Raw genomic sequence first — 26,855 nt, 5'->3', positions numbered from 1 at the left:
CGACCGGCGGCAGACGCAGAAGCGCGTCGCCAACCGGCGCGAGCCAGGCAGTGTAGCGGGAAACGCCTTGGCGGTGGGACGCGACGGTCTCTGCCCGGCCCACCGACGCGACCCGCTAGCGTCTGCTGATCAGGCAGGCGCGAGACCCCAGGGCCTTCCCTGCAATTTTGCCTTTCAGGTCGGAATAGACGAGAATCGAAACGTGCGCATTGGAGCCAAGACCGACTACGCGCTGCGGGCCGCGCTCGAGCTCGCAGCCTCTGACGGCACCCACCCCGTCAAGGCCGAGACGATCGCGACGGCCCAGCAGATCCCGCCGCGCTTCCTCGAGAAGATCCTCAACGACCTGCGGCGCGCCGGCATCGTCGAGAGCCGCCGCGGCGTCGAGGGCGGCCATCTGCTTGCCGCGCCGCCGGAGGAGATCTACGTCGCGGACATCATCCGCGCGATCGACGGCCCGCTCGCCAACGTCTCCGGCAAGCGCCCGCACGAGCTGTCCTACGACGGCGCCGCGGAGAAGCTCCCCGAACTGCTCGTCGCCGCGCGCGCGGCGCTGCGCGACGTGCTCGACCGCACGACGCTCGCGGACGTCGTCTCCGGCGATCTACCGGAGCACGTGACCGCACTCGCCGGGGATCCGGCGGCGTGGTCCAAGCGCGGGTGACTTCGTCGTCGCGAGTCCCCCGTCGGCGAGCCGAGCGGCCAGCCGCAGCGGGAACTCGCGGGTCGCGTCGCTTCATCTGACGCGGCTGCAGCAGCCGCCCGATTCCCCCGCTCTGACGGCACTTGCGCCTATTCCTGGCTATTTCGGTCGGGATTAGCTAGAATGCATCTCGATGCGAATCGACGTGCACCAGCATCTCCTCTCACAGCCGCTCCTCGCCGCTCTCGAGCGGCGGGGGGCGGTCCCCTCTTTGACGCGCGGTCACGCCGGCTGGACCTACCACCTCGCCGGTGAGCCCGACAGCGCGCTCCCGTTCGCCGACGCCGACCCGCGCACCCGCGTCGCTCAACTCGACGACGACGGCGTCGACCGCGCGCTCGTCGCGCTCTCGAGCGCGCTCGGGATCGAGCACCTCCCGGCCGAGCAGGCGCAGCCGCTGCTGGACGCGTACCACGACGGTGCCGCCGCGCTCCCGCGCGACCGCTTCGGCGCCTGGGCCGCCGTCGGCGTCCACGAGCCCGACCCGGCGACGGTCGACGCGCTGCTGGCGCGCGGCTTCGCCGGCGTCTCGCTGCCCGCGACCGCGCTCGCGACCCCGGCCGCCGTCGAGCGGCTCGGCCCGTTGCTGGAGCGCCTGCAGCAGCCCGCCCCGCCGCTGCTCGCCCACCCGGGTCCGGTCGCGCCCGGCGCGGGCGCCGAGCGCGCGGGCGGGGACGCCCGCATGCCCGACCCCGCCGCCGGCGCGGGCCGGACCGGCGCGAGCCGCCCCAACGGCGGCTCGCGCACGACGCGCACGAGCCGCACCGGGCGCGCGAGCGCGGCCGCCGGGCCGACCGCCGCGCCCGCCCTCCCCGGCTGGTGGCCGGCGCTGACCGGCTACGTCGCGCAGATGAACGCCGCCTGGCACGCGTTCCTCGTCGCCGGGCGCCCCGCACTCCCCCGGCTGCGCGTGCTGTACGCGATGCTCGCCGGGCTCGCGCCGCTGCAACTGGAGCGGCTCGCCGCGCGCGGCGGTCCCGCTGCGCAAGCCGCGCACGACCCGCTGACCTTCTACGACACCTCCTCCTACGGCCCGCGCGCGATCGAGGCGACGATCCACGCGGTCGGCGCCGCGCAGCTCGTGCACGGCTCCGACCGTCCCGTCGTCGGCGCCGCCGTGCCGGCCGCCGACACCGCGCTCGGCCACGCGCTGCTGCGCGTCAACCCGGCGCGGCTGCTCAACCCCACGACCCCGGAAGCGCTCGTTCCCAGCGCGGCAGCTCCCGCGTGAGCGGCCGCGAGAACCGCAAGGCGAAGCCAATGATCGAGATCGACCGTCCCACCGACCGTGACCTGACCCGTGACGAGCTGCGCGAGATAGCGCGGCAGATCGCCGAGAACCCCTCGCTGTGGTCCGAGCACGTCGCCCACGACCCGTCGCAGCGCACCTACGCCGAGCTGCTGCGCGACGACCATCTCGACGTCTGGCTGATCTGCTGGTCGCAGGACCACGACACCGGCTTCCACGATCACGACGCCTCCAGCGGCGCCGTCGCGGTCGTCGACGGCGCGGTGCGCGAGGAGCGGCTCGCGCTCGGCGGCGAGCCGACGCGGCGGGTGGCGCGTGCCGGCGACGCGTTCGACTTCGGCGCCGCCGACATCCACCGCGTCCTGCACCACGGCGACCGCCCCGCGGTGACGGTCCACGTCTACTCGCCGCCGCTCGTGCGGATGGGCTCCTACCTGGTCGAGGACGACGGCACGCTGCAGCGCCACTCCGTCTCCTACGAGGAGGAGCTGCGGCCGCTGGAGAGCGCCACGAGCTGAAGTCCGCGACCCCTCCCGGGGTACTCTCGGGAGATGGCCGCACCGACGAACGCCGAGGACCGCAAGCTCACCGTCGCACCGCCGCACACCTACGCTGCGGGCGTGGAAGCGGTGGCGGTGGCGCTGCGCCACGCGCAGGGCGAGATGGGGATCGCGCGCAGCGTCAAGACGCTCGTGCGACTCAACCAGGCCGACGGCTTCGACTGCCCCGGCTGCGCCTGGCCCGACCCCGTCCACACGCACCGCGCGGAGTTCTGCGAGAACGGCGCCAAGGCCGTCGCGGAAGAGGCGACGCGCAAGCGCGTCGGGCCCGAGTTCTTCGCCCGCCACAGCGTCGCCGAACTGGACGGCTGGACCGACTACCAGCTCGGCCGCCGCGGCCGGCTGACGCACCCGATGGTCCTGCGCGAGGGCGGCACGCACTACGAGCCGATCGCGTGGGAGGAGGCGTTCGGGCTGATCGCGAGCGAGCTGAACGCGCTCGCGAGCCCCGACGAGGCGATCTTCTACACCTCCGGGCGCACCTCCAACGAGGCCGCGTTCGCCTACCAGGCGTTCGTGCGCGCGTTCGGCACGAACAACCTGCCCGACTGCTCGAACATGTGCCACGAGTCCAGCGGCGTCGCGCTGACCGAGACGATCGGGATCGGCAAGGGCAGCGTCACGATCGAGGACGTCGAGCACGCCGACCTGCTGCTGATCGTCGGCCAGAACCCCGGCACCAACCACCCGCGGATGCTCTCCTCGCTGGAGGCCGCGAAGCGCAACGGGGCGAAGATCGTCTCGATCAACCCGCTGCCGGAGGCGGGGCTGATGCGCTTCAAGAACCCGCAGAAGCCGCAGGGGGTGCTCGGCCATGGGACCGAGCTGGCGGACCGCTGGCTGCAGGTCCGCGTCAACGGCGACCTGGCGCTGTTCCAGGCGCTCTCGAAGCTGCTGCTCGACGCCGAGCGGGCCGCGCCGGGCACGGTCCTGGACCGCGCCTTCATCGACGACTGCACCGACGGCTTCGACGCCTGGGCCGCGGCGCTCGACCAGCTCGACTGGGACGAGGTGCTGGCCGCGACGGGGCTGACGCGCGAGGAGATCGAGGCGGTCGCGCAGCTGGCGATCTCCTCCGAGCGCACGATCGTCTGCTGGGCGATGGGCGTCACGCAGCACAAGAACGCCGTCGCGACGATCCGCGAGATCGTCAGCTTCCTGCTGCTGCGCGGCAACATCGGCCGGCCGGGGGCCGGCGTCTGCCCCGTGCGCGGTCACTCCAACGTGCAGGGCGACCGCACGATGGGGATCTACGAGAGACCGGCACCGGCGTTCCTGGACGCGCTGGGCGACGCGCTCGGCTTCGAGCCGCCGCGCGAGCACGGGCTCGACGCCGTCAGAGCGATCCGCGCGATGCGCGACAGCGGCGGGCAGGTCTTCTTCGCGATGGGCGGTAACTTCGCCGCCGCCGCGCCCGACACGCACGCGACCGCGGCCGCGCTGAGACGCTGCCGGCTGACGGTCCACGTCTCGACCAAACTCAACCGCTCCCACCTCGTGACGGGCACGCAGGCGTTGATACTGCCGACGCTCGGCCGCACCGAGGTCGACATGCAGGCGCGCGGCGCGCAGGACGTCACGGTCGAGGACTCGATGGGCATGGTCCACCACTCGCGCGGCACGCTGCCGCCGGCATCCGATCAGCTGCGCAGCGAGGTCGCGATCGTCTGCGGGCTGGCGCGAGCGGTGTTCGGGGAGGATTCAGGCGGGGCTGGCGCGGGCGGGACCGGCGCTTCGATCCCGTGGGAGGAGCTGGCCGGCGACTACCGCCGCATCCGCGCGCTGATCGAGGCGGTCGTGCCCGGCTTCGACGACTTCGAGGCCAAGATCGCGCGGCCGGGCGGCTTCGCGCTGCCGCACCCGCCGCGCGACTCGCGCACGTTCCCGACGACGACCGGCAAGGCCCGCTTCCTCGTCAACCCGCTGACCTACGCGCGCGCGCCGGAAGGCCGGCTGCTGCTGCAGACGCTGCGCTCGCACGACCAGTACAACACGACGATCTACGGCCTCAACGACCGCTACCGCGGCGTCAAGGCCGGGCGCCGCGTCGTCTTCGTCAGCAGACGCGACCTCGACGACCTCGGGCTCGCCGACGGCGACGTCGTCGACCTCGTCGGCGAGGCGGACGACGGCGTCGAGCGCCGCGCCGAGCGCTTCCGCGTGATCGAGTACGCGACCCCGCGCGGCTGCGCCGCCGCCTATTACCCCGAGACGAACCCGCTCGTCCCGCTCGACTCGACGGCCGACGGCTCCAACCAGCCGGCGTCGAAGTCTGTGGTTGTTCGGCTCGTTCCTGCTGCCTAACCGAGCGGCAGCGCCGTGCCGATGTGCGCGAGGTGGTCGCGCATCGCGTGCTCGGCGGCGTCGGCGTCCTGGGCGCGGATCGCGGCGACGATCGCGGTCATCTCCACGAGCGCCTGCTCGCGCAGCGCCGGATCGTTCGCGGTCGTCGTGCGCGAGTGCTGCAGCAGGTCGGCGATCGCGGCGAACAAGACGCGCAGCGGGAGGCTCGCGGAGGCCTCGACGATCGCCGCGTGGGCACGCACGTCGGCGATCCCGAAGTGACCCGCGTCCGGCAGAGCGGCGCGCATCTCGCGGACCGACTCGTCCAGCCGCAGCAGACCCGCCTCGGAGCAGCGCTGCGCGGCCAGCCGCGCGGCGAGCGGCTCCAGCTGCTGGCGGACGGCGAACAGGTCGCCGAGGTCCAGCGGCGCGAGGTACGTGCCCGAACCCTGACGCGACTCGATGATGCCGAGGTCCGACAGCCGTCTGAGGCCCTCGCGCAGGCTCGAGCGCGAGACGCCCAGTTGAGTCGCCAGCTCGCGCTCGGGCGGCAGTCTGTCGCCGGGCGCGACGTGCTCGTCGGCGAGCAGCTCGCGCAGGCGCTCGGCGACATGGTTGCGGGGCGGCATGGCGCCTGACTATAGTGGTCCGACCACAATGGTCTGACCAATTTGGAGCCCATCATGCGCCTTGCCACCGTCATCTCCAACGGCGTCCCGACGCCCGTCGCCGAACTCGACGGCGCGCTCGTCCCGCTCGACGTGCCCGCCGGTACGACCGTCGCCGACCTGATCGCCGGCGGCGGCGCGCTGCCGTCGCCCGCGGCCGGCGCCGCGCCGCTCGCCGACGCCGTCCTCGCCGCTCCGCTGGCGCCCGGCAAGATCGTCGCGATCGGCCTCAACTACATGGACCACATCCGCGAGGCGAACATGGCGACGCCGACCTCCCCGCTCGTCTTCACGAAGTTCACGAGCAGCGTGATCGCCAGCGGCGACGTGATCCGCGTCGACCGCGCGATCACGCGGAGAGTCGACTGGGAGGTCGAGTTGGCCGCCGTGGTCGGCAGACGAATGACGCGCGTGTCGAGAGCCGACGCGCTGTCGCACGTGTTCGGCTACACGGTCGCCAACGACGTCTCCGCGCGCGACGTGCAGTTCGCCGACGGCCAGTGGGTGCGCGGCAAGAGCCTCGACACGTTCTGCCCGCTCGGCCCCGTGATCGTGACCGCCGACGAGATCGACGATCCGCAGGCACTCGCCCTGCGCACCCGCGTCAACGGCGAGACCGTGCAGGACTCGAACACGCAGGAGATGGTCTTCGGCGTCGCCGAACTGCTCTCCTTCTGCTCCCACAGCTTCACGCTGGAACCGGGCGACGTCGTGCTGACCGGCACGCCGTGGGGCTGCGGCGAGTTCATGGACCCGATCCGCTCGCTCGCCGACGGCGACGTCGTCGAGGTCGAGGTCGAGGGCATCGGGACGGTCACGAACACGGTGGCCGAGATCTGACGCAAGCTGGGCGGGGTGGTCGAGATCTGACGCACGTCGCACCGCCGGGACGCGGATGAACCATCCGCGTCCCAGTTGGAACAGCGCTGTTGCAGGCGCGAACGCGGGCGGGCGTGGTGGCCGCCCGCGCGACGCGCCTATCATCGATGGACGTGAAGAACAGCGCCAGCCCCTCGACCGCAGCGGTGCCGACGCCCGCTCGCGAGCGCGAGGGGCGCCGGATCCTCGCGCTGTTCCGCCCCTACCGCCGCCGGCTCGCGCTCGTGCTGGGGCTGATCGTCTTCTCGGCCGCGCTCAGCATGGTCTCCCCCTTCCTGCTGCGCGAGGTGCTCGACGTCGCGATCCCGCAACAGCGCACCGGCCTGCTGAGCGCGCTCGTCGCCGGAATGATCGCGATCGCGGTGATCACCGGGGCGCTCAGCGTCGCGCAGACGTACCTCTCCAACGTCGTCGGCCAACAGGTCATGCACGACCTGCGCGCGTCGGTCTACAAGCATCTGCAACGGCTCTCGCTCGCATTCTTCACGCGCACGCGCACCGGCGAGGTGCAGTCGCGGATCGCCAACGACATCGGCGGGATCGACAACGTCGTCACCTCGACCGCGACCTCGATCGCCTCCAACGTCACGACGGTCGTGGCGACGATCGTCGCGATGACGCTGCTGGACTGGCGGCTGGCGATCTTCTCGCTGATCCTGCTGCCGTTCTTCGTCTGGCTGACGCGCCGCGTCGGCCAGGAGCGCAAGCGCATCACGGCGACCAAGCAGGGCCGCCTCGCCGACCTCTCCTCGTTGGTGGAGGAGTCCTTGTCGGTGTCCGGGATCCTGCTCGGCAAGACGATGGGCCGTGGCGGCGACCTCGCCGAGCGGTTCGCGCGCGAGTCGGAGGAGCTGGCGGCGATCGAGGTGCGCCAGCGGATGGCCGGGCGCTGGCGGATGGCGACCGTGCAGATGACGTTCGCGATCATGCCGGCAGCCGTCTACTGGTTCGCCGGGCAGTCGATCGCGGGCAGCGGGCCGGCGATCTCGATCGGCACCGTCGTCGCGTTCACGACCCTGCAGACGCGGCTGCTGTTCCCGATCGGCCAGCTGCTGTCGGTCAGCCTCGACATCCAGACCTCGCTGGCCCTCTTCGAACGGATCTTCGAGTACCTCGACCTGCCGGTCGACATCGACGAGGCGGCGAACCCGGTTCGCCTGCGCGCCGACGAGGTGCTCGGCGAGGTCCGCTTCGAGCACGTCGGCTTCCGCTACGCGGCCGCGGCGAGCGCGAGTGCGGCGGTGGCGGCGGCGGCCGATGCGAGTGGGCCGGTCCCCGAGGCAGCTTGGACGCTGGAGGACATCGACCTCGTCGTGCCGGCAGGCACGCGCACCGCGATCGTCGGCGAGACCGGCGCCGGCAAGACGACGCTCGGGTACCTCGTCGCGCGCCTCTACGAGGCCGAGCGGGGCTCGATCACGATCGACGGCGTCGACGTGCGCGACGTCTCGTTCGGATCGCTCGCGGCGACCGTCGGCGTCGTTTCACAAGAGACGTATCTGTTCCACGCCTCGATCCGCGAGAACCTCCGCTTCGCGCGGCCGGACGCGAGCGACGAGGAGATCGAGGCAGCCGCCCGCAGCGCCCGCATCCACGAGCTGATCGCCTCGCTGCCGGACGGCTACGACAGCGTCGTCGGCGAGCGCGGCTACCGCTTCTCCGGCGGCGAGAAGCAGCGCATGGCGATCGCCCGCACGCTGCTGCGCAATCCACCGGTGCTCGTGCTCGACGAGGCGACCAGCGCGCTCGACACGCAGACCGAGCTGGCGGTTCAGGACGCGCTCGAACGGCTCGCCGAGGGCCGCACGACGATCACGATCGCCCATCGCCTCTCGACCGTCCGCGACGCCGATCAGATCGTCGTGCTCGACAGAGGCCGGATCGCCGAGCGCGGTCGCCACGAGGAACTGCTCGCGCGCGGCGGCCTCTACGCCCAGCTGGTCGCCCGCGACCACGCCGGGGAGCCGCTGGCGGACTGAGCGGCGACTGGAGCGCGCGGAACGCGATGCGCATCGCCGGATCGCGCGACGGTCCTCTTTCCACCAGCTGCTCCAGCAGCCGCGCGCGGAACAGGCGCTCGCGCATCGTCAGCGCGACGAACGGGTCGTGCAGCGCCAGCGCGGCGCGCGGCCGGCGGCGCGGACGCAGCCGGCGGAGGCGGCAGGAGCGAAGCGACGTGCGGTCGCGATGCGGGTGCTCAGGCCGCGCGGCCGATCCGCAGCAGCTCGCGCCACGCGTCCGGCTCGACCGCGGCCGCCTCGGTCGTGTCGACGAACTGCTCCAGCACGTGCAGGAAGCGGGTCGGCTCGTCGATGTGCGGGAAGTGGCCCGAGTGCTCGAACACCTCCAACCGGCTGGACGGCACCAGCGCGTGCGCGTCGCGGCCGTGGGCGACCGGGATGATGCTGTCGCGCTCGCCCCAGACGATCAGGAACGGGACATGCTCGGCGAGGTAGAGACGGTCGCGCGCATCGACGCGCTGGCCGCCGACGTCGACGATCGTGCGCAACGTGTGGATGAAGGCCTCGCGCGCGTCGCGATCGGCCAGCGAGGCGTGGCCGCGCGCCATCTCGGCGATGTCGGTGCCGGCGCGCAGGCCAACCTTCGCCAGGAACGTGCCGGCGAAGCGCCCCGCGTCGAGCAGGTGCCGGTTGACCAGCAGCGGCAGCACGACGTCGCTGCCCGGCAGCGTCGAGGCGCGCAACAGGATGTTGACCTCGCGGCCGAGGCCGCCGCTGCCGACCAGCACCAGCCGCTCGCAACGCTCCGGGAACTGGTAGGCGAGCTGCATGGCGACGCCGCCGCCGAGCGAGTGGCCGACGAAGGTCGCGTGCTCGTGACCGAGCGCGACGAGCAGGTCACGCACGCCGCTGGCGTAGGCGCCGAGCGAGTAGTCGCCGCGCGGCTTGGCCGAGCCGCCATGGCCGAGCAGGTCGGGCGCGATCACGGTGAAGCGGCGCGCAAGCAGCGGCATGATCGCCTCCCACGTCGCGGAGGTCGAGGTGATCCCGTGCACCAGCACCAGCACCGGGCCGCTGCCACCAGCGCGGTACGCGATCTTGTGACCGTGCAGCCGCATCTCCTGCAACTCGAAGCGCTCCATCCTGCTGACCGTACCCGGGATGCCGGCGGAGCGAGCCGGTCCCGCGATAGCCTGGGCCCGGAATCTGGCTGATGGTGGTGCAACTTGCATCGAAAATTGTCGAACCGATAGCGTGGACGTCATGCCCTTTGCCGTGACCAAGCCGCTCCGCCAGGAAGTGGAGCGCGCGTTCCCCGACCGACCGTTCACGATCCGTTTCTGGGACGGCACGGAAGTGCCGACCACCAACGGTGCCGGCCCGGTCTTCACGATCCGCTCCCCGAGGGCCGTGGCGCACGCGCTGCGGGCGCCCGGCCAGCTCGGAATCGGCCGCGCCTACGTCGCGGGCGAGGTCCAGGTCGACGACATCGACGCCGCGATGGACCTGCTGCAGCAGTGGAAGCCGGCGCCGGTCGACGGTCGCACGCAGGCGCGGCTGATGCTCGCCGCGGCCCGCGCCGTCGGCCTCACGCGACCGCCGAGACGACCCGCCGCCGAGATCATCCTCAGCGGCAAGGCGCACTCGCGCGAGCGCGACGCGGAGGCGGTCCGTCACCACTACGACGTCTCCAACGACTTCTTCAGACTGTTCCTCGGCGACGACATGACGTACTCGTGCGCGATCTTCTCGCGCGGCGCGAGAACGCTGCAGGAGGCGCAGGAGACGAAGCTCGACCTCGTCGCGTCGAAGCTCGGCCTGAGAGCCGGCGAGCGGCTGCTCGACGTCGGCTGCGGCTGGGGCAGCATGGCGATCCACGCGGCGCGCGAGTACGGCGTCGAGGTCGTCGGCATCACGCTGTCGCCCTCGCAGGCGCAGATCGCGCGCGAGCGCGTCGCGGCCGCGGGCCTGTCGGACAAGATCGACATCCGCCTGCAGGACTACCGCGACCTCGGCGGCGAGCAGTTCGACGCCGTCTCGTCGATCGGCATGGTCGAGCACGTCGGCGACGCCAACCTCGACGAGTACGCGCGCGTGCTCGCCGCGGCGCTGAAGCCGGGCGGCCGCCTGCTCAACCACGGCATCACGCGCCTGCGCCATACCGACCCGGCGGCCGGCCCGTTCTCCGAGCGCTACGTCTTCCCCGACGGCGAGCCGCTGCACCTCAGCCGCAACCTGCTCGCGCTCGAGCGGGCCGGCTTCGTGACGCAGCACGTCGAGGGCTTCGCGGACGACTACGCCGAGACGCTGCGCCACTGGTACGAGAACCTCGACGCCAACCTCGACGAGGCGACGCGCCTCGCCGGCGAAGAGCGGATCCGCGTCTGGCGCCTGTATCTGCGCACGGCCCGCAACGGCTTCCGCACGGGTTTCATCGGGATCTACCAGGTCCGCGCGCAACTGCCCGGCGAGGGCGTGCTGCCAGGGCAGACGCCGGTGGGGGCGGACGGGCGCAAGGGGTAGGCGGGCGCGGCGGGCGACGGGCGCGGCGCAGCTGCGGCGCGACGGGTTACGGGCGCGGCGCGGCGAACGGGCGCGGCGCAGCGGGCGCGTCAGACGTAGCGGCGCAGCGCCGTGACGGCGCTCGCGCCGTAGCCGCCGCCGAAGAGGGCGGCGTGCAGGAGCAGCGGGGCGAGCTGCCACAGCGCGACGCGCTCGGCGGCGCCGGGGGCGAGCGGGGCGACCTCCTCGTAGGCCGCGAACGCTCGCTCTGACGGACCGCCGAACAGGCGCAGCAGCGCCAGGTCGACCTCGCGGTGGCCGCCGTAGGCAGCGGGGTCGATCAGCCACGGCTGGCCGGAGGTGTCGGTCAGCACGTTGCCGCCCCAGAGGTCGCCGTGCAGGCGCGCGGGCGGCTCCGGCGGGCCGCCGATCCCGGGTCCGCCGCCGCTGTCGCCCGCGTGCAGGCGCTCGACGACGCGGTCGAGCAGGCCGAGCGCGCCGGCAGGCAGCGCGCCGCGCTGCTGCGCCAGCTCGGCGAGCGGGACCAGCCGGCGCTCGGCATAGAACGACGACCAGTCGCGCGCCGGCTGGTTCGGCAGCGTGAGCGGGCCGATCTGCAGCGTCTGCTGAGGTCCGCCGTAGTTCGGTGCGCCCGCTGTGTGAAGTCGTGCGAGTCCGCGGCCGAGCAGCTCGTCGGACGCGCGCGACGACGGGCCGGACTCGATCCATTCGAGCACGAGGAGGCGTACGGCGGGATCCCCCGCTCGCGCCCCGGTGCCGGCATCGGGGGAGGCGATCGACGGATCGGCGGTGGAGGCCGCGGCGGTCACGTCGATCGGATCGGCGCGATCGAGCACCGCGAGCGGCTGCGGCACCGGCAGCGCGCGGGCGACGGCGAGCCAGCGCAGGCCGGCGGCCTCGGCGGCGAACGCGCCGGGGGCGGCGTCGACGCTGGTCTTCACGAACACGCGCTCGCCGCCGCCAAGCGTCGCTGCGTACGCCTCGTTGAGGTCGCCGCCCGTGACGCGGTCGAGCCGCGCGACGGGTTCGCCGAGCACGCCTGCGAGCGCGGTGGCGAGTGCGCTGGTCATGGGCGGGGACGGCCCGCCGGCGCCGCTGACGGTCCCGATCGTGCGCGCGTGAGGAGTGCGAACGCTCGGCGCGCCGGCACGGCCCCGCGAACCGCCGCGAGCACGGCGCTCACATTGTTGCCGCGCGCAGCTCGTCGAGCAGGCCCGCGCAGGCGTCCTCGACGAGATCGAGGACGTGGCCGAAGCCGTCGTCGCCGCCGTAGTAGGGGTCGGGTACGTCGAGGTCGGGGGCGCCTGCGCTGTGCGGATCGAATTCGCGCAGCAGACGCACCTTCTGCGCCGACTCTGCGTCGGGCGCCAGGCGCTTCAGGTTGCGGACGTTGTCGCGGTCCATCGCGATCAGCAGGTCGAAGCGGCCGAAGTCGGCGGCGTCGACCTGCTGCGCGACGCTCTGCATCGCGAACCCGCGGGCGCCGGCGGCCGCGGTCGCGCGGACGTCGGGCGGGCTGCCGACGTGCCAGCCGCCGGTGCCGGCGCTCTCCAGCTCGATCTCCCCCGCCAGGCCCGCCTCCGCGACCAGCCGCGTCATCACCGCCTCGGCCGTCGGCGAGCGGCAGATGTTGCCGAGGCAGACGAACAGGATCCGCGTCATCGCGGTGACTGCGCCTGACAGGCGGGGCCGCGCAGTTCCCGCGTCGTCGGCGGCGGCTCCAGTCGGCGGACGCAGACGCACGCGATCCGCGTCATGGCAGCGATGACACCTGACCGAGACGTGACGCGACGCGGCAGGCGATTCCGGAGCACGCGCGCAGCGCGTCGAGGTCGGCGGTCCACTGCTCCAGCTCCGCGTCCGGCAGCTCGTCGGCGAGGTTGTCGAGCTCGTCGGGATCCACGCTGCGATCGTAGAGCTCGCGCTCGCCGTCGGCGTATTCGACGTAGAGCTTGTCCTTCGTGCGCAGCGCCTCGTACGTCGGCGGGTTGCCGCTGCCGCGCTCGGGGAAGTCGGGATCCTCAGGCGAGGTGACCGCGCCGCGGTGCTCGATCAGCGCCGCTTGCCGCCAGTCCGCCGGCGCCGGCTGTCCCTGCAGGAACGGGACGAGGCTGCGGCCGTCGACGCTCGCCGGCGAGGGCACGCCGCCCAGCTCGCTGAAGGTCGGGCAGAGGTCGACGTTCTCGGTCACGTCGTCGACCGTCGTGCCGACCGGCACGCCCGGCCCCGCGACGACGAGCGGCACGCGGATGTCGGGGTCGTAGGCGGTCAGCTTGCCGGGCGTGAGGCGGTGCTGGCCCATGTGGAAGCCGTTGTCGGAGCTGAAGACGACATACGTGTTGCGTGCGACACCGAGTCGTTCCAGCTCGACACGGATCCGTCCCAGCGCGCGGTCGACCGCCTGCACGGAACGCACGCGCTTGCGGAACAGCGCGTCGATCCGCAGCTCCTGATCGGGTGTGAGGCGGCCGTGCCCGCTCAGCCAGGCGGGCTTGTCGGACAGGTCCGCCTCGTCGAAGGCGGGCGTGCGCGGCGCTCTCACGTCGGCGAAGCGCCCGCGGTCGCGCGGGGCCGGCGTCGCCGGTGTGTGCGGTGCGAAGCTCGAAAGCTCCAGCAGGAACGGCTGCCCGGCGCCGACCGCCGACGCGACGAAGCCGACGGCGTCGCGGCGCAGCACGTTGGTGACGTAGTCGCGCGCGCGATAGCCGCGATGCACGACCCTGCTGCCGCGCGCCATCCGGTAGCCGTAGCCGCCGTAGCCGTTGCCGATCCCCTGCCAGTCGGTCCAGCCGGGCGGCACGTACGGGCCGCCGTCGCCGTCGCGCACGCGGCCCGGGCTGTACTGGTTCATGTACTTGCCCATCAGCGCGGTGCGGTAGCCGGCGCCCTGCAGCGCTGTCGCGAACGTCGCCTGCTCCTGGCCGTTGGCGCGGAAGGCGAGGAAGCCGCCGTCCTCACCCGTGTTCTTGAAGATGCCGGTGTTGTGCGGGTACTTGCCCGTCAGGATCGACGCGCGCGACGGGCAGCAGAGCGAATCCGTCACGACATAGTTGGAGAACGTCACGCCTTCGCGTCGCAACTGCTGCACGTTGGGCATGTAGTCGACGAGGTCCCACGACAGGTCGTCGGTCAGGACGAAGACGATGTTCGGCTTCGACGCCGAACCGACCGGAGCGCCGGCGGTGGGCGGGGCAGCGGCGGCGGGCGGCTGCTGCGGCCCCGGCTGCGCCGGCACCTGGCGCGCGACCTTTCTCGCCCCGGACGCGCCGCCGGTGGCAGCGACGACGAGCGTGCACATCAGTGCGGCCGCGGCGAGCGCGGCCAGGATCCGATGCCCGACCTTCATCTCTTCCCAAAGTACGGCAAGCGCGTGAGGTTCGCGCTCTTGAGCACCCGCTTGTAGATCTGGTCCAGCAGCGGGAGGTGGTCGCGCGCGATGTTTCTGCGCTCGCCCGGGTCCTTGCGATGGTCGAACAGCTCGCGGCCGCTGTTGTTGCCGTCGGCGATCAGCGCCCAGCGGTCGTCGCGGTAGTACCAGTGGTTTGCGTAGCCGCCGTACCAGAAGGTGCGCTTCATCGCGGGAGCGCTGCCCGAGAGCAGGGGTGACATGTCTGATCCGTCCATCGTCGTCGGTCGCTTCACCCCCGTGATCGACAGCAACGTGGGACCGACGTCATGCGGCGAGGCGAAGTAGTCCGTCGTCTGACCGGCGCGGCGGCGATCCGGCGAGCGGATCAGCATCGGGACGTGCGTCAGCTCTGGATGCAGCTCCAGCGCCGGCTTGCCCGTCCACCCGCGCTCGCCGAGCACGATCCCGTGATCGCTCAGCAGCACGATCGCGGTGTCGTCGGCGACGCCGCTGTCGTAGAACTTCGAGAGGAAGTGGCCGAGCCACGCGTCGGTCTGCGTGACCGCGGCGGCGTACAGGCCGGGCAACCGCTTCAGCTCGTCGGGCGTCAGGTATCTCGACGGCTGGTAGCGGACGTTGCCGGGCTCGTTGCCGGTGTAGGTCTTGTCGAGGTAGAGGTCGCGGTACTTCTGCACCGGCGCCCACGGCTCGTGCGGGTCGAAGCAGTCGACGACGAGCGCGAACGGCCGTCTGGCGCGCTTGGCCGTCGCGAGCATGTCGACGGCGTGGCTGAAGACGCGCGCGGCGCACTGCTCGCGCTCGTCGCGCGCGCCGGCCAGGTTGGCCAGATGCTGGCGCATCCCTCTGATGTAGTGGTCCGTCTCCATGTTGACGGGCAGCCAGTGCTCGGCCGTCGCGAGCGAGATCGACGACGCCGGGCGGCGCGCGCCGACCTGGCCGCCGATCCGCATGAAGCGGTCGACCCCTCTGCGCAGCGGCGCCCACGACGGATCGAAGCCGAGGAACGGATTGTCGGTCACGTAGCCGGTCCAGAAGCCGGCCGCTCTGAGCACCTTCAGCCACGTCTGCTCCTCAGCGGCCAGTCCGGTCCAGCCGGGCGTGCCGGGCAGGTTGCGCGTCGGGTGCCAGTTGGTCCACGGGTAGATGCGGCGGCCGGTCATCAGCGAACGCCGCGCGGGGACCGTCGGCATCGCCTCGGGGAACGCGCGATGGAAGCGCAGGCTCTCGCGCGCGAGCGCGTCGATGTTCGGCGTTCTGATCCATCTGTTGCCGTTGGCGCCGACGTGGTCGTAGCGCAGCGAGTCGATCACGATCACCAGCACGTTCGGCCCGTCGGGGACCGGTGGGCCCTTGGGCGGCGGCGCGATCGCCGCCCGTGCACTGGCACGCGTGGTCGCGCCGGCGATGCCGGCCCCCGCTACTCCTGCACCTGCGACGCCGATGAACCGGCGGCGGTCGATCCGTGACTCCATCGGTTCCTGCGACACGCGGGTGCGCCAAAAGGTGCGGTGGTGTCTCAGGTGCAACGGGAGCAGGTCAGTAGTTCACCACGCGACGCTGCGGAATCCGCCGGCTGGCAGCGGCGCGACGGTGCGAGAGGGTGGATTCCCGACCGCGAACAGGAGCCTTCCGATGTCCACTGCCGACGCACCGACGCACGCCCAGCAGCCCGCGACCGTCACGCCGAACAGATCCGACGCGCCGCTGTTGTTCGTCTTCCTGCTGCCGATGCTCGCGATCGTCGGCATGGTGCTGTGGATCGGCCAGTCGCCGACCTGGCTGCTCGTCGGCGTCGCGATCGCGACGATCGCCGTCACGACCGGCTTCGTGATGCTCGCGATCAAGCGGCTGCTGGACGACGGCGACGGCGAGGGCCATCGGGACGTCGTGCCGCACTGAGCGCGTGGGGTGCAGCGTGCGCGGCGTGCACGCGGTCGCCTGAGCGACACGGCGACGGACGGGGAGCTGGCCGAGAGGCGTGGCGACGAACCTTTCGGGGAGGCGACACGGCCGGGCCGGGTCGGGTATCACCAGACTGTGGCCCCGGGCGCGACGCCTCCGATGCCGGTCCCGAGCCCCGCGGCGCTCGCTGCCCGCGCGGTCGACGTCGCGCTGCGCGACGGCTCCCCGATCCAGGTGCGACCGGTCCACGGTGACGACCTGCCGGCGCTGCGCGCGTTTCTCGAGTCGCTCTCGGCCGACTCGCGGCGGCTGCGCTTCTTCACGCCCGCGACCGATCTCGCCGCCGCCGCGCGCTGGGCCGCCGAGGTCGACCGCAAGGAGCGCGACGGCCTGCTGGCGCTGACCGGCGACGGTGAGATCGCCGGCCACGCCGCCTGGGCGCGGCTCGGCCCAGACCGTGCCGAGGTCGCGTTCGAGGTCGGCGAGACGATGCGCGGGCGCGGCCTCGCGACGATCCTGCTGGCGCATCTCGCGTTCGGCGCACGTGCGCAGGGAATCGCGACGTTCGTCGCGGAAGTGCTGCCGGACAACCACAAGATGCTGCGCGTCTTCCGCGAGAGCAGACTGCCGCTGACGGTCCACTCCGAGCCCGGTGTGCTGACGGTCGAGATGCCGACGGCGTTCACCGACGAGGCGCGCGAGCGCTTCCGGCAGCGCGAGCGGATCGCCGCCGTCAACGCGATGGACGCCGTCCTGCGGCCGCGCTCGATCGCCGTCCTCGGCGCCTCGCCCGACCGCTCGACGATCGGCGGCGCGCTGTTCGCCAACCTTGTCGCGGGCGGCTTCACCGGCGCCCTGCACGCGGTCAACAAGCGCGGCCGGGCGATCGGCTCGCACCCCTGCTTCCGCTCGCTCGACGAGGTGCCGGGCGAACTGGACCTCGTCGTGCTGGCGATCCCGGCCGCCGACGTCGTCACGGTGGCGCGCGAGTGCGGGGAGCGCGGGGTGCGCGCGCTGGCGGTGCTGGCCGCCGGCTTCGCCGAGAGCGGGCCGGCCGGCGCCGAGCGCCAGCGCGAACTGCTGGCGACCTGTCGCGGCAGCGGGATGCGGCTCGTCGGCCCCAACTGCCTCGGCGTGCTCAACACCGACCCGGACGTGCGGCTCGATGCGACCTTCGTGCCGACGCAGCCGCCGCCCGGCGGGATCGGGCTGCTGTCGCAGAGCGGCGGCGTCGGGATCGCGCTGCTGGAGCAGGCGCGCGAGCTGGGCGTCGGGATCGCGACGTTCGCGTCGGTCGGCAACAAGGCCGACCTGTCCGGCAACGACTTCCTCGAGTGGAGCGAGCAGGACCCGCGCACGAGAGCGATCCTGCTCTACCTCGAATCGTTCGGAAACCCGCGCAAGTTCGCGCGGATCGCCAGACGAGTCGGCCAGACCAAGCCGATCGTCGCGGTCAAGGCGGGTCGCACGAGCGCCGGCGCGCGGGCCGCGTCGTCGCACACCGGCGCGCTGCTGGCCGGTTCCGAGCTGGCCGTCTCCGCGCTCTTCCGCCAGGCCGGCGTGCTGCGCGCCGACACGCTCGGCGAATTGTTCGACCTCGCCGCGCTGCTGGAGCGCCAGCCGCTGCCGGCCGGCCGCCGCGTCGCGATCGTCACCAACACCGGCGGTCCCGGGATCCTCGCCGCGGACGCGTGCCAGGCGGCGGGGCTGGAGCTGCCGCCGCTGCCGCAGGCGCTGCGCGAAGAGCTGGCCGCGATCGTGCCGAGAAGCGCCGGCCTCGCGAACCCGGTCGACCTGCTCGTCGACGCGTCGCCGCACGCGTTCGCGGCCGCGGTCGCGGCGATCGGCCGCAGCGACGCGGTCGATGCGATCATCGCCGTCTTCGTCGCCCGCCCGTTCGCGCGCGCCGAGGACGTCGCGGCCGCCCTGCGGCGCGCGGCGAGCGGACTCGACGGCCGGCTGCCGCTGCTGTCGGTCTTCATGACCGGCGACTCGATCGCGGCGCCGGGCGCGGGGGCGGTGCCGGACGACGGGGCGCCGGGCGCCGTCGCGGCCGAGGACCGCAGGATCACGACCGCTCTGCAGCAGCAAACTGCCGGTCCTCGTCTCAGTGACACCACGGATGTGGGGTCGCGGGGCGGCGCGGCCGGGCGGCTCGGTGTCGGCGACCGGGAGCGCGGGGGCGGGACCGACCGGGTGCGCGGCAGCGACGATGCGCGCGGAACCGACCACGCGAGCGGGCCGCTGCCGGTGTTCCGCTATCCGGAGGACGCGGCGCGGGCGCTCGCGCGGGCGGCCGATCATGCGAGGTGGCGCAGAACGCCGCACGGGCAGGTGCCGGAGCTGACCGACACGCGTGGTGACGAGGCGTCGGCGATCGTCGCGCGGGCGCTCGCCGCGCAGCGCGACGGCAGCTGGCTCGACGCATTGCAGACCCACGAGCTGCTCGCCTGTTACGGCCTGCCGCTCCCGGCGCAGCGGATCGTCCGCAGCCCGACCGCCGCGGCCCGTGCCGCGCGCGAACTGGGCGGCCGCGTCGCGCTGAAGGCACTCGTGCCCGGCCTGCTGCACAAGTCCGACCGCGGCGGCGTGACGCTCGACCTGACCGGTCCGACGGCCGTCCGACGCGCGGCGCAGGAGATGCGCGAGCAGTTCGTATCGGTGGGCGGAGCGAGTGGAGGCGCGAGCGGGGCGGGCGCGGCCACGGCGGACACGCCGGGCGGGGCGGGCGCGGGCGTCTCCTCACTCGACGGTTGGGTCGTGCAGGCGATGGCGCCGGCGGGAGTCGAGCTGCTGGTCGGCTCGACGACCGATCCGCTGTTCGGGCCCGTCGTCGCGTGCGGTCTGGGCGGACGCGCGGTCGAGCTGTTGAGAGACGTCGCGGTGCGGCTGACGCCGGTGACCGATCGCGGCGCGCACAACATGGTCCGCGAGCTCGGCACCTATCCGCTGCTGGAGGGCTACCGCGGCGCGCCGGGGGTCGACGTCGCCGCGCTCGAAGACGTCGTGCTGCGGATCAGCGCGCTGGTGGAGGCGCACCCCGAGGTCGTCGAGCTCGACTGCAATCCCGTCGTCGTGCACCCGGACGGCGCCGTCGTCGTCGACGCCCGCATCCGCGTCGCCCCGGTCGCTCCGCCGGCGCCGACGCCCGCGCTGCGGCGTTAGAAAGCGCGCAACAGCGGCGGTGCACCCGCTACAGCCATGTCGCACACACGACAACCGCGTCGCGCCGCTCCCTCAGCCCAGTCCCCTCATCCGCCGCGTCAGCCCCCGCGGCAGCGGCGGGCGGGGGATTCGGCGCAGCTTGGCGTCCATCAGCGCGGCACGGGCGGCGGCGTCGCCGGGGACGCCGTGCACCGCGCCGCCGGGGAACGTCGAGGCGCTGCCGAGATAGAGGCCCGGGAGCGGCGTGCGGTACGGGCTCAGCGACGGCAGCGGGCGGAAGACGAGCTGGTCGAGCGCGTAGGAGCCGCCGCCGACGTCGCCGCCGACGAGGTTCGCGTTGCGGTCCTCGAGCTGCGGGGGCGCGAGCACGTGGCGGGCGAGGATCGCGTCTCCGAAGCCCGGCGCGAAGCGTTCGATCTGCGCCTCGGCGGCCGCGACCGCCGCGTCCACGCCCACCCCGGCGGGCACGTGCGTGTACGCCCAGGCCGTGTGCTTGCCGGCCGGCGCGCGCGTCGGATCGGCAAGGGACTGCTGGCCCAGCAGCAGGAACGGTCTCGCCGGCAGCCGTCCCGCCTCGACCTCCAACAGCGCCGTGCGGATCTCGGGTGCCGTCCCGCCGACGTGCACGGTTCCGGCGCGGCGAACGTCGGGCGCCTCCCATGGGATCGGCGCGTCGAGCGCCCAGTCGAGCTTCAGCGTCGGCTGTCCGTAGCGGAATCGCACCAGCTTGCGCACGTACTGCGCAGGAAGTGCGGCGCCGGCCAGCGCGACGAGCGCGTGCGGGGTGGTGTCGAGGATCACGATCGGCGCCCCGACACGGATGCCGTCGTGCAGCGTGACGCCGCTGACGCGACCGGCCGCGCTGTCGACCGCGGTCACCCTCGCGCCGGTGCGCGTCTCGCCGCCGAGCGCGGCGAAGTAGCCGCCGAGCGCCTGCGCCAGCCGCCCCGCCCCGCCCTCTGGGCTCGGCCAGCCGACCGCGTGGCCGAGCAGCGCAAGGTAGAGGCCCGAGATCGCGCTGCCGGCGCCGCCGACCGGGACGTCGCCGTGCAGCGCCGAGCCGAACAGCCACGCCTTCGAACCGTCGCTGCCGAACAGCTCGCCGCCGAGCGACTCCGCGGAGGCGAACAGCAGCCGCGTGAACTCCAGTGTCCCCTCCAGGCCCAGGCCCGCGAGCAGCCGCGCGCCGCCGGCGACGGGCGGGAAGCTGCCGAGCATCGTCGCCCGCAGCGCGTCGAAACGATCGAGGTAGGGCTGCGCGAGCTCGCGCCAGCGCGCGCCGTCACCGGGCGCGAGCGCGTCGAGCGAGGCAACCGTCGCGTCGAGGTCGCGTGAAAGCAGCGCGGCGGCGCCGTCGGGCAGCGGATGCGCCATCGGCAGCTCCGGCTGGATCCAGCGCAAGCCGTGCTCGTCGAGCGGCATGCGCGCGAAGACCGGCGACGCGGCGCCGGCCGGGTAGACCGACGAGAAGACGTCGTGGCGGAAGCCCGGCAGCGTCAGCTCCTCGGTCGCGACGGCGCCGCCGATCCGCGGAGCGGCCTCCAGCAGCAGCACGCCGCGGCCGGCGCGTGCGAGCGCGATCGACGCAGCGAGCCCGTTGGGGCCAGCACCGACGACGACCGCGTCGTACTGTGCGCGAGCGCTCATCGCCCGGCCTCGTCGGCGTCGTCGGGCGTCGCATCGCCCGCCGCACCCCCGCCTGCCCGCAATGCCAACTGGTGCAGCAGGCTCTCCTCGATCGGACCCTCGCCCCAGAAGGCCGCCTGCGCCTCGGCGCCGGCGTGCCGGTACGCCTGTTCGAGGTGCCATGGCATGTCGTCCCAGGTGCCGGCTGCGCGCAGGTAGGCGCGACCGGCTCGGGTGTAGAGCAGCAGGCGGTTGTTGCCGGCGCCGATGAAATGGCCGGCGTGGGTGGTGAGGTCGAAGCCGACGAGCGGCGTCGCGTCGTCGGGCACCGGCTGCGGCTCGTCGCGGCCGATCCGCGCCATGCCCTCGTTCAACTGCTCGACGTAGGCGCGCAGCGCGTCGGGCTCGGCGTGCGTCACCAGGCGCGTGATCGTGACGTAGCCGCGCGTGAAGATCGGCGCCTTCTCGGCCGGCTGCGCAGCGACCTCGATCTCGAACGTCTGGCCCGCGAGCCCGCCGCTGCGCAGCGGCGTGAAGCGGCCGACCGCGGTCCCGTAGTCGGGCCACGTCTCCGGTTGCGTCAGCGCGGCGACGACCGCGTCGGGGTCCGGCACCTCGACCGGGTCGTAGGTGTGCCAGACCTGTTCCGCCTCGGGTCTGACGGCAGGCGTCAGCGCGCCGAGCTTCGCCAGCGCGAGCCGCCGCTCGGGGACGTGCGCGGCCTTCTCCGCGGCCGTCTCGAAGGCGATCCCCCAGCCGCGCCGCGCGTCGTCCTCCCACGCGGCGGGGAACCAGTCCCCGAGCAGTCTCGCGGCGCCGCGCATCAGCTCGGCGCGGTCGAGCGTGCCGCGGCGGGCGCTGACGCCGTCACGCAGCCGCCGCCGGCCGAACGCGCGATGGAAGGCGAAGACGTCGTGCGCGTGCAGACGACGGCCGCCGCCGCGCTGCCAGAACGTCGTGACGATCCCGAACGCGAGCCGCAGGTCATCGACGTCGCGCAGTTGCGGCTCGCGCGCGTAATAGGCGGCGTTGAGGAAGTCAGTCACCCAGCCGGCGGCGTCAGGGCCGGCGATCGAGTTGCCGCTCATTCGCGCGAAACGGATCTGTTCCGTTTGCAACAGTCGCTGTGCCACCAGCCCGGCTCCGAGCGCTCCGGCGGCGACGAGCGCCGTCCGCTTCGTGGTCATGCCCATGATTCGTGACCTCCTGTGCGTCTGCCGCAGTCTGCGATCGACCCTATTGCACGTACCCGGACCGGGAGGTGTGTCTCCTCACATCGCGGGCGACGGACAGGATCTGTTCACGATCGGTTACCTAGCGCTGACTATTCAACGCCTGGAACGTTCGGCACTCCACTAGCGGCGCGACGGACGCGAAGTGAGCATGCGCCAAGATGCCGCTGCTCTTGCTCCTCTCCCTCGCGTCCGACGCGGACGAGATCGGCGGCGCCGCCGCGTTGGGCGTGACGCTGCGCCAGCTGCGCACGAGCGCGGGGATCACGCAGCGCGAGCTCGCCGCCCGCCAAGGGCTGCATCGCAACTACCTCGGCGCGCTCGAACGCGGGACCGTCGCGAACCCGGGCCTCGCAACGGCGAACCGCCTCGCGCACGCGCTCGGCGTCAGCGTCTCCGTGCTGGCGGAGAGCTTCGTGCGCTCCGTGCCGACGGCCGGAGCGCACGTCGCGGGCCGTCTGCCGGACGCGACCTCGGCGCCCGGCAGAGAGCCGAGCGCGGAGGCGCTGGGACGCGCGCTGCGCCTGCTGCGTCGGCGACGGGAGCTTACGCGCGCGGTGCTCGCAGAGCGGACCGGGATGCACAAGAACTACATCGGCAGCCTCGAGGAGGGCGCGATCGCGAGCCCCGGCCTGCTGACCGTCACACGCCTGGTGATCGGCCTGCAGCACGACGCGACGGCCGACCTCGCGACGCTCGCGTCCAGCGTCGGGCTGCTCGCACGCGTGTTCGCTGGCGAGCAGGTCCAGAGCCGCGCGCTCGCGGCCTGATCAGCCCCGCCCAGGCTCCGGGGCCGCCACTTCAGCGCGCTGGCCGTGCCCGGCACGCTTCGCGGCCGGAGCGCGCCAACGGCGCGTGAGCGTTCTCGCGCGTTCGATCGCCGGCTGCTCGATCCAGCGCCAGCTCGCCGCCGCGACCGGGATCGTCAACACGAGCGCGATCAGCACCGCCGGCAGCGTGTGCAACGGCAGCAGCCCGAAGTGGCGCGCGGTCAGCAGCAGCGGGACGTGCCACAGGTAGACGCCGTAGGAGATCGTGCCGAAGTAGGCGAGCGGTCGCACGCGCAGCAGCGCGGTGCCGGCGCCCGCGCTGCCGGCCGCGACCGCGACGATCAGCGCGAAGCCCGCCGCGCCGGGCAGATCGCGCCAGATCCGATAGACGTACGAGGTCGAGTGGACGGCCGCGCCGTGCGCCTGCCACAACGCGTCGGCGGCGACCAGCGCGACGCCGGCGGCCAGCAGCCCGTAGGCGACCGGGCGACCGAACTGGCGGCGGCCGTCGAGCACCAGCGCGGTCAGCATCCCGAGCGCGAAGTAGGGCAGCATCGCCGGCAGGACCTTGCCCGCGACGATCGAGCCCTCGCCGGCGATGTCGACGTTCCACAGCACGCCGAAGGCCAGCAGCGCGAGCGGGACCAGCGTCTGCACCAGGCGCGAGCGCGGCAGTCGCAGCGCCAGCAGGGCGACGAGCGGCAGCAGCAGGTAGAAGCTGACCTCGATCGCGAGCGTCCACATCGGCGGATCGAGCTTCATCACCGCGCCTGGGTTGAAGTTCTGCGCGAAGACGAGGAAGAGCGGGAGCAGATGGGCGTCGGGCAGTCGCACTCCGGGCGTCTCGCGTGCGCCCCACAGCAGCACGATCGAGCCGGCGAGCGCGACGTAGTACGCGGGCACGACCCGTGCGCCGCGGCGCACGAGGTACTCGCGCGTGCCGGGACGCGGCCGTCGCCCGCGCGCCGCGGCGACGAACGGCCGCCACAGCAGGAAGCCCGACAGGACGAAGAACAGCACGAGACCCAGCCGCCCCTCGTGCACGACGTAGTCGAGCGTCGTCGAGCGCGACGACGCCGAGACGTTCACACGCGTGTAGAGCCAGGCGTGGAACAGCAGGACGGAGAGCGCGGCGAGGCCGCGCAGGCCGTCGATCGCAGAGCTGCGATCTGATGTCGTGCGATTCGTCGTCATGGTCGAGCGGCGCCCGCGCCCCACAGCAGCGCCTCCTCAAGCGGGTCAGGGCTCAGGTGCGATCGGCGACCAGCGCGAAAGGCTAGCGGGCGAAGCTGGCGGCACGGTCAACGGCGACGCCAGCGCGGACGACAACAGCGTCGTCGACGTCCAGCTGACGGTCGCGAACAGCACCGTGACCGAGCCGGGCCCAGCGAGAACGCTGACCGGCATCCACAACGAGCAGGCCGATCCGGCGGCGACGATCGACGAGTGCCTCGACGTCAGCGGCAACGGCAACGATCGACCGAGTGCCTCGACGTCAGCGGCAACGTCGTGACCGGCGCGGGACCGTTCAGCAGCGACATCCGCGTGCTGTTCGACTTCCCGCAGAACACGCTCCGCCTGCCCAGCTATGCCAGTGGCTCGGCCGACACCGCGGCGGTGATCGCGTACCTGAACGAGCGCGACACCTCGAGCGGAACCGTCGCAACTCGCCCGGGCTCCGGGCCCGGCTACCTCAACGGCGGCGCCGGATGCACCCAGCCGCCGGCGTAGATCTGGTTCGTGAGCAACGGCGCCGTCTCGCGTGAGACGGCGCCGTCTCGCAAGGAACCGGGTCGCCCAGCCGGGGACAACGCCGTCCCGCATGCAACGGCGTCGTTCCGCACGGCGCACGCGCGTTGCAACGCGCACACGCCCGTCGCGCTAGCGTCCCGGGCGTGCTCCGCTCGCTGCTCGTGTCCGCCGTCTGCGCCGTGCCCGTGCTGTCGCTCGCCGCGGCGACGACGGTGCGCGCGCAGGAGCCGGCGCCCGCGCCCGTGACGACGCCCGTCGACTGGCGCCTGGACCAAGCCGGGCGCGACGCGCTCTCGCTCGACCTCACCACGTTCGGCAGCAACTCGTGCTTCCCCGGCAACCTCACCGCGACCGCGGTGGAGTCGCGCTCGCGGATCCGCCTGACCGTCGCGGTGACGCTGGCGCCGCAGCAGATCTGCACGGCCGACTACGCTCCCGTCCCGCTGGTGGCGCGGCTTGCGGCGCCGGTGCGCGGGCGCCTCGTCGTCGGCCCGCGGCAGCTTCCGGCCCGATCGCGGCTGCTTCCCCCGGCCCCCGCCCGCGATCCGATGCGCGTGCCGCGCATCACCGGCCTCGCGCCGGTGGACGCGCTCGCGGTCGTGCGCCAGCACGGATTCACGCCGGCCGTCGAGCGCGTCGCGGACCTGCGCGGCAATCCACGCGTGATCGGCCAGACGCCGGCCTCCGGTCGCCGCGCGAGATCGCGCGCGTTCGTGACGCTGTTCGTCAGCCGCTGAGCAGCCAGCGGCGGCGGCGCTCCCCTCGGCGGCGCTCCCGACAGCGGCGCTCCCGGCGGCCACGCTCCCGCCCAGCGATCGCTCTGCTCCCGCGGACCGCGCCGCGGCCTCGTGTTCCGATGCGCACGCTGGAGCTTGACAGCGCAATCACACGTTGACATGCTAAATAAACTTCGATCTTTAAATAATTGAAGGTCGGATTGGCGAGCTTGCCGGGTCAACGCTGCGCGTGGCCGCGTGGCGGTCAGTAGATAACTAAAAGGCCGTTCACCATTTCCCGAGGGGGGAACATCGTGCTGCATACGCACGTCCGAAGGATCGCCCGCGCGTGGCGATCTCGCTGTAGCCTGGCCGCAGCGTTGAGCGTGGCCATCATGGCCCTCGCCGGCTCTCATTCGCCCGCCGGCGCCTGCACTACCGGCGGCAGCGGCTGCCTGCCCGGCAGCGGCTACACCGTCACGGTCGGCCCGTGGAACTGCGGCGGCATCGTCGGGTCGGACATCTGCTACTACAACGCCACCCTGAGCGCCAGAGCTGCGACCACCAGCAGCTGGGGATGGGGCTCGGCCTCCTACGACGGGGCCGGCGACGTCTACATCTGCATTCAGGGCTCGATCTATTTCGTCGGCTGCGCATACAACATCGCACGTGCGTGCTACTACACGACGTGCGACGACCAGGACCTCGTCGCCTTCGAGCTGTCGGTCAGAAATCAGTCGGGTGTCACGCACACCGTCCACGGCCGCGGCATGGCATGAGGAGGCTCAGAATGAACGCCAAGCGCACCATCGTTCAACTGTCGGTGCTCGGTTGCTGTGCCGTCGCAGTCTCGGTCGCGCACGCGGCCGGCGGATCAATCGGCGCGCAACGACCCGCATCGGCCGCCCCCCACGACGCCGGCACGCGCAGCGCGACCGGCACCGCCGTCAACACCCCCGCCAACACCGCTGCAGGTGCCGGTGCCCGCACCAGCGCGCGCTCCCACCTGCGCATCCTGCGCACGCCGCGCGACGCGCGGCGCGACACCGTCCCCGCGCACCTGCGCAGGTCCGGCCTGCTGGCAGGCGGCGACGTCGACCTCGGCGAGGCACGAGCGGTTGCCGCATCCGGCGGCGAGCGCGCCTGGATCGCTCCCTCCTCCGACGGCACCTCCGTCTGCGCCGTGCGCGCCGGCGCCATCGCCTGCCCACCGGCGGCGCTGCTGGAGGTGACCGGTCTCTCGCCCGGGATCAACGGCCGGCTCGGCGACCCGTTCCACGTCTGGGGCATCGCCGGCGACGACGTCAGCTCGATCGTGCTCGTCGAGGCCGACGGCACCAGAGTCCCAGTCACCGCGACCGACAACTTCTTCGACGTCGAGACGGAGGAGTGGCCCAGATCGCTCACCTGGACCGGACCCTCGGGTCCGGAGTCGTTCACGTTCCCGCCGTACAGCTGAGCGACGGTGTCCCGGCCGGCCCGAGGGGCGGGCCGGC

At 72.9% G+C, this 26,855-nt stretch carries 24 protein-coding genes; 15 read left to right on the top strand and 9 right to left on the bottom strand.

The window, feature by feature from the left end; all coding sequences use genetic code 11:
- Window positions 1-202: 202 nt before the first annotated feature.
- The 4 genes from Q7L65_RS27085 (at window position 203) to Q7L65_RS27070 (ending at window position 4,816) form a co-directional block, all read left to right on the top strand.
- Window positions 203-664: an Rrf2 family transcriptional regulator gene (locus Q7L65_RS27085; protein WP_304726547.1), complete on the top strand. Its 462-nt coding sequence runs from the start codon at window positions 203-205 to the stop codon at window positions 662-664.
- A gap of 172 nt (window positions 665-836) precedes the next feature.
- On the top strand, window positions 837-1,934 hold the full coding sequence (locus Q7L65_RS27080; RefSeq protein ID WP_304726545.1) for a hypothetical protein: 1,098 nt from the start codon (window positions 837-839) through the stop codon (window positions 1,932-1,934).
- A 29-nt stretch (window positions 1,935-1,963) separates the two neighbouring features.
- Window positions 1,964-2,470, top strand: a complete 507-nt coding sequence (locus tag Q7L65_RS27075) for a cysteine dioxygenase family protein (protein WP_304726543.1) — start codon at window positions 1,964-1,966, stop codon at window positions 2,468-2,470.
- Window positions 2,471-2,503: 33 nt separating this feature from the next.
- A complete protein-coding gene (locus Q7L65_RS27070; protein ID WP_304726541.1) occupies window positions 2,504-4,816 on the top strand; it encodes an FdhF/YdeP family oxidoreductase in 2,313 nt (770 codons plus the stop codon).
- On the opposite strand, the gene Q7L65_RS27065 is transcribed toward Q7L65_RS27070, so the two are convergent.
- Entirely contained in the window at window positions 4,813-5,424 is a 612-nt protein-coding gene (locus tag Q7L65_RS27065) for a FadR/GntR family transcriptional regulator (protein ID WP_304726539.1), read from the bottom strand. The two genes, Q7L65_RS27070 and Q7L65_RS27065, sit on opposite strands and share 4 nt — an antisense overlap.
- Window positions 5,425-5,478: 54 nt before the next feature.
- Here Q7L65_RS27065 and Q7L65_RS27060 point away from each other — a divergent pair, with 54 nt between their 5' ends.
- Window positions 5,479-6,303 carry a fumarylacetoacetate hydrolase family protein gene (locus Q7L65_RS27060; RefSeq protein WP_304726537.1) on the top strand — a complete coding sequence of 275 codons (825 nt, stop codon included), beginning with the start codon at window positions 5,479-5,481 and terminating at the stop codon, window positions 6,301-6,303.
- 146 nt (window positions 6,304-6,449) lie between these two features.
- Window positions 6,450-8,321: an ABC transporter ATP-binding protein gene (locus tag Q7L65_RS27055; protein WP_370552635.1), complete on the top strand. Its 1,872-nt coding sequence runs from the start codon at window positions 6,450-6,452 to the stop codon at window positions 8,319-8,321.
- A gap of 218 nt (window positions 8,322-8,539) precedes the next feature.
- Here the strand turns inward: Q7L65_RS27055 and Q7L65_RS27050 are convergent, their stop codons facing one another.
- A complete protein-coding gene (locus Q7L65_RS27050) occupies window positions 8,540-9,445 on the bottom strand; it encodes an alpha/beta fold hydrolase (protein ID WP_304726533.1) in 906 nt (301 codons plus the stop codon).
- Between the two features lie 121 nt (window positions 9,446-9,566).
- Between Q7L65_RS27050 and Q7L65_RS27045 the strand changes: the two genes are divergently transcribed.
- On the top strand, window positions 9,567-10,826 hold the full coding sequence (locus tag Q7L65_RS27045; protein WP_304726531.1) for a cyclopropane-fatty-acyl-phospholipid synthase family protein: 1,260 nt from the start codon (window positions 9,567-9,569) through the stop codon (window positions 10,824-10,826).
- Window positions 10,827-10,915: 89 nt separating this feature from the next.
- On the opposite strand, the gene Q7L65_RS27040 is transcribed toward Q7L65_RS27045, so the two are convergent.
- The 4 genes from Q7L65_RS27040 to Q7L65_RS27025 form a co-directional block, all read right to left on the bottom strand.
- Window positions 10,916-11,896: a fructosamine kinase family protein gene (locus Q7L65_RS27040; RefSeq protein ID WP_304726529.1), complete on the bottom strand. Its 981-nt coding sequence runs from the start codon at window positions 11,894-11,896 to the stop codon at window positions 10,916-10,918.
- Window positions 11,897-12,005: 109 nt separating this feature from the next.
- Entirely contained in the window at window positions 12,006-12,488 is a 483-nt protein-coding gene (locus Q7L65_RS27035; protein ID WP_304726527.1) for a low molecular weight protein-tyrosine-phosphatase, read from the bottom strand.
- A 91-nt stretch (window positions 12,489-12,579) separates the two neighbouring features.
- Window positions 12,580-14,172, bottom strand: coding sequence for a sulfatase (locus Q7L65_RS27030; protein WP_304726525.1), 1,593 nt, complete (start codon window positions 14,170-14,172; stop codon window positions 12,580-12,582).
- Window positions 14,169-15,668 carry a sulfatase gene (locus tag Q7L65_RS27025; RefSeq protein ID WP_304726523.1) on the bottom strand — a complete coding sequence of 500 codons (1,500 nt, stop codon included), beginning with the start codon at window positions 15,666-15,668 and terminating at the stop codon, window positions 14,169-14,171. Before Q7L65_RS27025 ends, Q7L65_RS27030 begins: the two co-directional genes overlap by 4 nt.
- A gap of 160 nt (window positions 15,669-15,828) precedes the next feature.
- On the opposite strand from Q7L65_RS27025, the gene Q7L65_RS27020 reads away from it, so the two are divergent.
- Both Q7L65_RS27020 and Q7L65_RS27015 read left to right on the top strand, forming a co-directional pair.
- Window positions 15,829-16,095: a hypothetical protein gene (locus Q7L65_RS27020; RefSeq protein ID WP_304726520.1), complete on the top strand. Its 267-nt coding sequence runs from the start codon at window positions 15,829-15,831 to the stop codon at window positions 16,093-16,095.
- A gap of 162 nt (window positions 16,096-16,257) precedes the next feature.
- Window positions 16,258-19,263, top strand: a complete 3,006-nt coding sequence (locus Q7L65_RS27015; RefSeq protein ID WP_304726517.1) for a bifunctional GNAT family N-acetyltransferase/acetate--CoA ligase family protein — start codon at window positions 16,258-16,260, stop codon at window positions 19,261-19,263.
- A 72-nt stretch (window positions 19,264-19,335) separates the two neighbouring features.
- On the opposite strand, the gene Q7L65_RS27010 is transcribed toward Q7L65_RS27015, so the two are convergent.
- Both Q7L65_RS27010 and Q7L65_RS27005 read right to left on the bottom strand, forming a co-directional pair.
- The gene (locus tag Q7L65_RS27010) at window positions 19,336-20,910 is read right to left on the bottom strand and encodes an NAD(P)/FAD-dependent oxidoreductase (RefSeq protein WP_304726515.1); all 1,575 of its coding nucleotides are present in this window, start codon (window positions 20,908-20,910) and stop codon (window positions 19,336-19,338) included.
- Window positions 20,907-22,082, bottom strand: coding sequence for a hypothetical protein (locus Q7L65_RS27005; RefSeq protein WP_304726513.1), 1,176 nt, complete (start codon window positions 22,080-22,082; stop codon window positions 20,907-20,909). The genes Q7L65_RS27010 and Q7L65_RS27005 overlap by 4 nt, the downstream gene beginning before the upstream one ends.
- 200 nt (window positions 22,083-22,282) lie before the next feature.
- Here Q7L65_RS27005 and Q7L65_RS27000 point away from each other — a divergent pair, with 200 nt between their 5' ends.
- The gene (locus Q7L65_RS27000) at window positions 22,283-22,891 is read left to right on the top strand and encodes a helix-turn-helix domain-containing protein (RefSeq protein ID WP_304726511.1); all 609 of its coding nucleotides are present in this window, start codon (window positions 22,283-22,285) and stop codon (window positions 22,889-22,891) included.
- Here the strand turns inward: Q7L65_RS27000 and Q7L65_RS26995 are convergent, their stop codons facing one another.
- A complete protein-coding gene (locus Q7L65_RS26995) occupies window positions 22,892-24,085 on the bottom strand; it encodes an acyltransferase (RefSeq protein ID WP_304726509.1) in 1,194 nt (397 codons plus the stop codon).
- Here Q7L65_RS26995 and Q7L65_RS26990 point away from each other — a divergent pair.
- The 5 genes from Q7L65_RS26990 (at window position 24,069) to Q7L65_RS26970 (ending at window position 26,818) form a co-directional block, all read left to right on the top strand.
- On the top strand, window positions 24,069-24,404 hold the full coding sequence (locus tag Q7L65_RS26990; protein ID WP_304726507.1) for a hypothetical protein: 336 nt from the start codon (window positions 24,069-24,071) through the stop codon (window positions 24,402-24,404). The genes Q7L65_RS26995 and Q7L65_RS26990 overlap by 17 nt on opposite strands.
- A complete protein-coding gene (locus Q7L65_RS26985) occupies window positions 24,401-24,622 on the top strand; it encodes a hypothetical protein (protein WP_304726505.1) in 222 nt (73 codons plus the stop codon). The genes Q7L65_RS26990 and Q7L65_RS26985 overlap by 4 nt, the downstream gene beginning before the upstream one ends.
- A gap of 164 nt (window positions 24,623-24,786) precedes the next feature.
- Window positions 24,787-25,380 (top strand): PASTA domain-containing protein, encoded by a 594-nt coding sequence (locus Q7L65_RS26980; RefSeq protein WP_304726503.1) that lies wholly within the window; start codon window positions 24,787-24,789, stop codon window positions 25,378-25,380.
- 359 nt (window positions 25,381-25,739) lie between these two features.
- The gene (locus Q7L65_RS26975; RefSeq protein WP_304726501.1) at window positions 25,740-26,138 is read left to right on the top strand and encodes a hypothetical protein; all 399 of its coding nucleotides are present in this window, start codon (window positions 25,740-25,742) and stop codon (window positions 26,136-26,138) included.
- Window positions 26,139-26,149: 11 nt separating this feature from the next.
- Window positions 26,150-26,818: a hypothetical protein gene (locus tag Q7L65_RS26970; protein WP_304726499.1), complete on the top strand. Its 669-nt coding sequence runs from the start codon at window positions 26,150-26,152 to the stop codon at window positions 26,816-26,818.
- Window positions 26,819-26,855: the final 37 nt, after the last annotated feature.

The sequence above is a fragment of the Conexibacter sp. CPCC 206217 genome, assembly GCF_030646165.1.
Lineage (GTDB): Bacteria > Actinomycetota > Thermoleophilia > Solirubrobacterales > Solirubrobacteraceae > Conexibacter.
This window is presented reverse-complemented; position numbering and strand designations above follow the sequence as displayed.

Excerpts from the sequence above, each read along its gene's own strand:
- Q7L65_RS26995 (WP_304726509.1), bottom strand. The coding sequence starts at position 24,085 with ATGACGACGAATCGCACGACATCAGATCGCAGCTCTGCGATCGACGGC.
- Q7L65_RS27020 (WP_304726520.1), top strand. The coding sequence starts at position 15,829 with ATGTCCACTGCCGACGCACCGACGCACGCCCAGCAGCCCGCGACCGTC.
- Q7L65_RS27030 (WP_304726525.1), bottom strand. The coding sequence starts at position 14,172 with ATGAAGGTCGGGCATCGGATCCTGGCCGCGCTCGCCGCGGCCGCACTG.
- Q7L65_RS27025 (WP_304726523.1), bottom strand. The coding sequence starts at position 15,668 with ATGGAGTCACGGATCGACCGCCGCCGGTTCATCGGCGTCGCAGGTGCA.
- Q7L65_RS27050 (WP_304726533.1), bottom strand. The coding sequence starts at position 9,445 with ATGGAGCGCTTCGAGTTGCAGGAGATGCGGCTGCACGGTCACAAGATC.
- Q7L65_RS27070 (WP_304726541.1), top strand. The coding sequence starts at position 2,504 with ATGGCCGCACCGACGAACGCCGAGGACCGCAAGCTCACCGTCGCACCG.
- Q7L65_RS27080 (WP_304726545.1), top strand. The coding sequence starts at position 837 with ATGCGAATCGACGTGCACCAGCATCTCCTCTCACAGCCGCTCCTCGCC.
- Q7L65_RS27015 (WP_304726517.1), top strand. The coding sequence starts at position 16,258 with ATGCCGGTCCCGAGCCCCGCGGCGCTCGCTGCCCGCGCGGTCGACGTC.
- Q7L65_RS27065 (WP_304726539.1), bottom strand. The coding sequence starts at position 5,424 with ATGCCGCCCCGCAACCATGTCGCCGAGCGCCTGCGCGAGCTGCTCGCC.
- Q7L65_RS27075 (WP_304726543.1), top strand. The coding sequence starts at position 1,964 with ATGATCGAGATCGACCGTCCCACCGACCGTGACCTGACCCGTGACGAG.
- Q7L65_RS27045 (WP_304726531.1), top strand. The coding sequence starts at position 9,567 with ATGCCCTTTGCCGTGACCAAGCCGCTCCGCCAGGAAGTGGAGCGCGCG.
- Q7L65_RS27060 (WP_304726537.1), top strand. The coding sequence starts at position 5,479 with ATGCGCCTTGCCACCGTCATCTCCAACGGCGTCCCGACGCCCGTCGCC.
- Q7L65_RS27035 (WP_304726527.1), bottom strand. The coding sequence starts at position 12,488 with ATGACGCGGATCCTGTTCGTCTGCCTCGGCAACATCTGCCGCTCGCCG.
- Q7L65_RS27005 (WP_304726513.1), bottom strand. The coding sequence starts at position 22,082 with ATGGGCATGACCACGAAGCGGACGGCGCTCGTCGCCGCCGGAGCGCTC.
- Q7L65_RS27010 (WP_304726515.1), bottom strand. The coding sequence starts at position 20,910 with ATGAGCGCTCGCGCACAGTACGACGCGGTCGTCGTCGGTGCTGGCCCC.
- Q7L65_RS27055 (WP_370552635.1), top strand. The coding sequence starts at position 6,450 with ATGGACGTGAAGAACAGCGCCAGCCCCTCGACCGCAGCGGTGCCGACG.
- Q7L65_RS27040 (WP_304726529.1), bottom strand. The coding sequence starts at position 11,896 with ATGACCAGCGCACTCGCCACCGCGCTCGCAGGCGTGCTCGGCGAACCC.
- Q7L65_RS27000 (WP_304726511.1), top strand. The coding sequence starts at position 22,283 with ATGCCGCTGCTCTTGCTCCTCTCCCTCGCGTCCGACGCGGACGAGATC.
- Q7L65_RS26970 (WP_304726499.1), top strand. The coding sequence starts at position 26,150 with ATGAACGCCAAGCGCACCATCGTTCAACTGTCGGTGCTCGGTTGCTGT.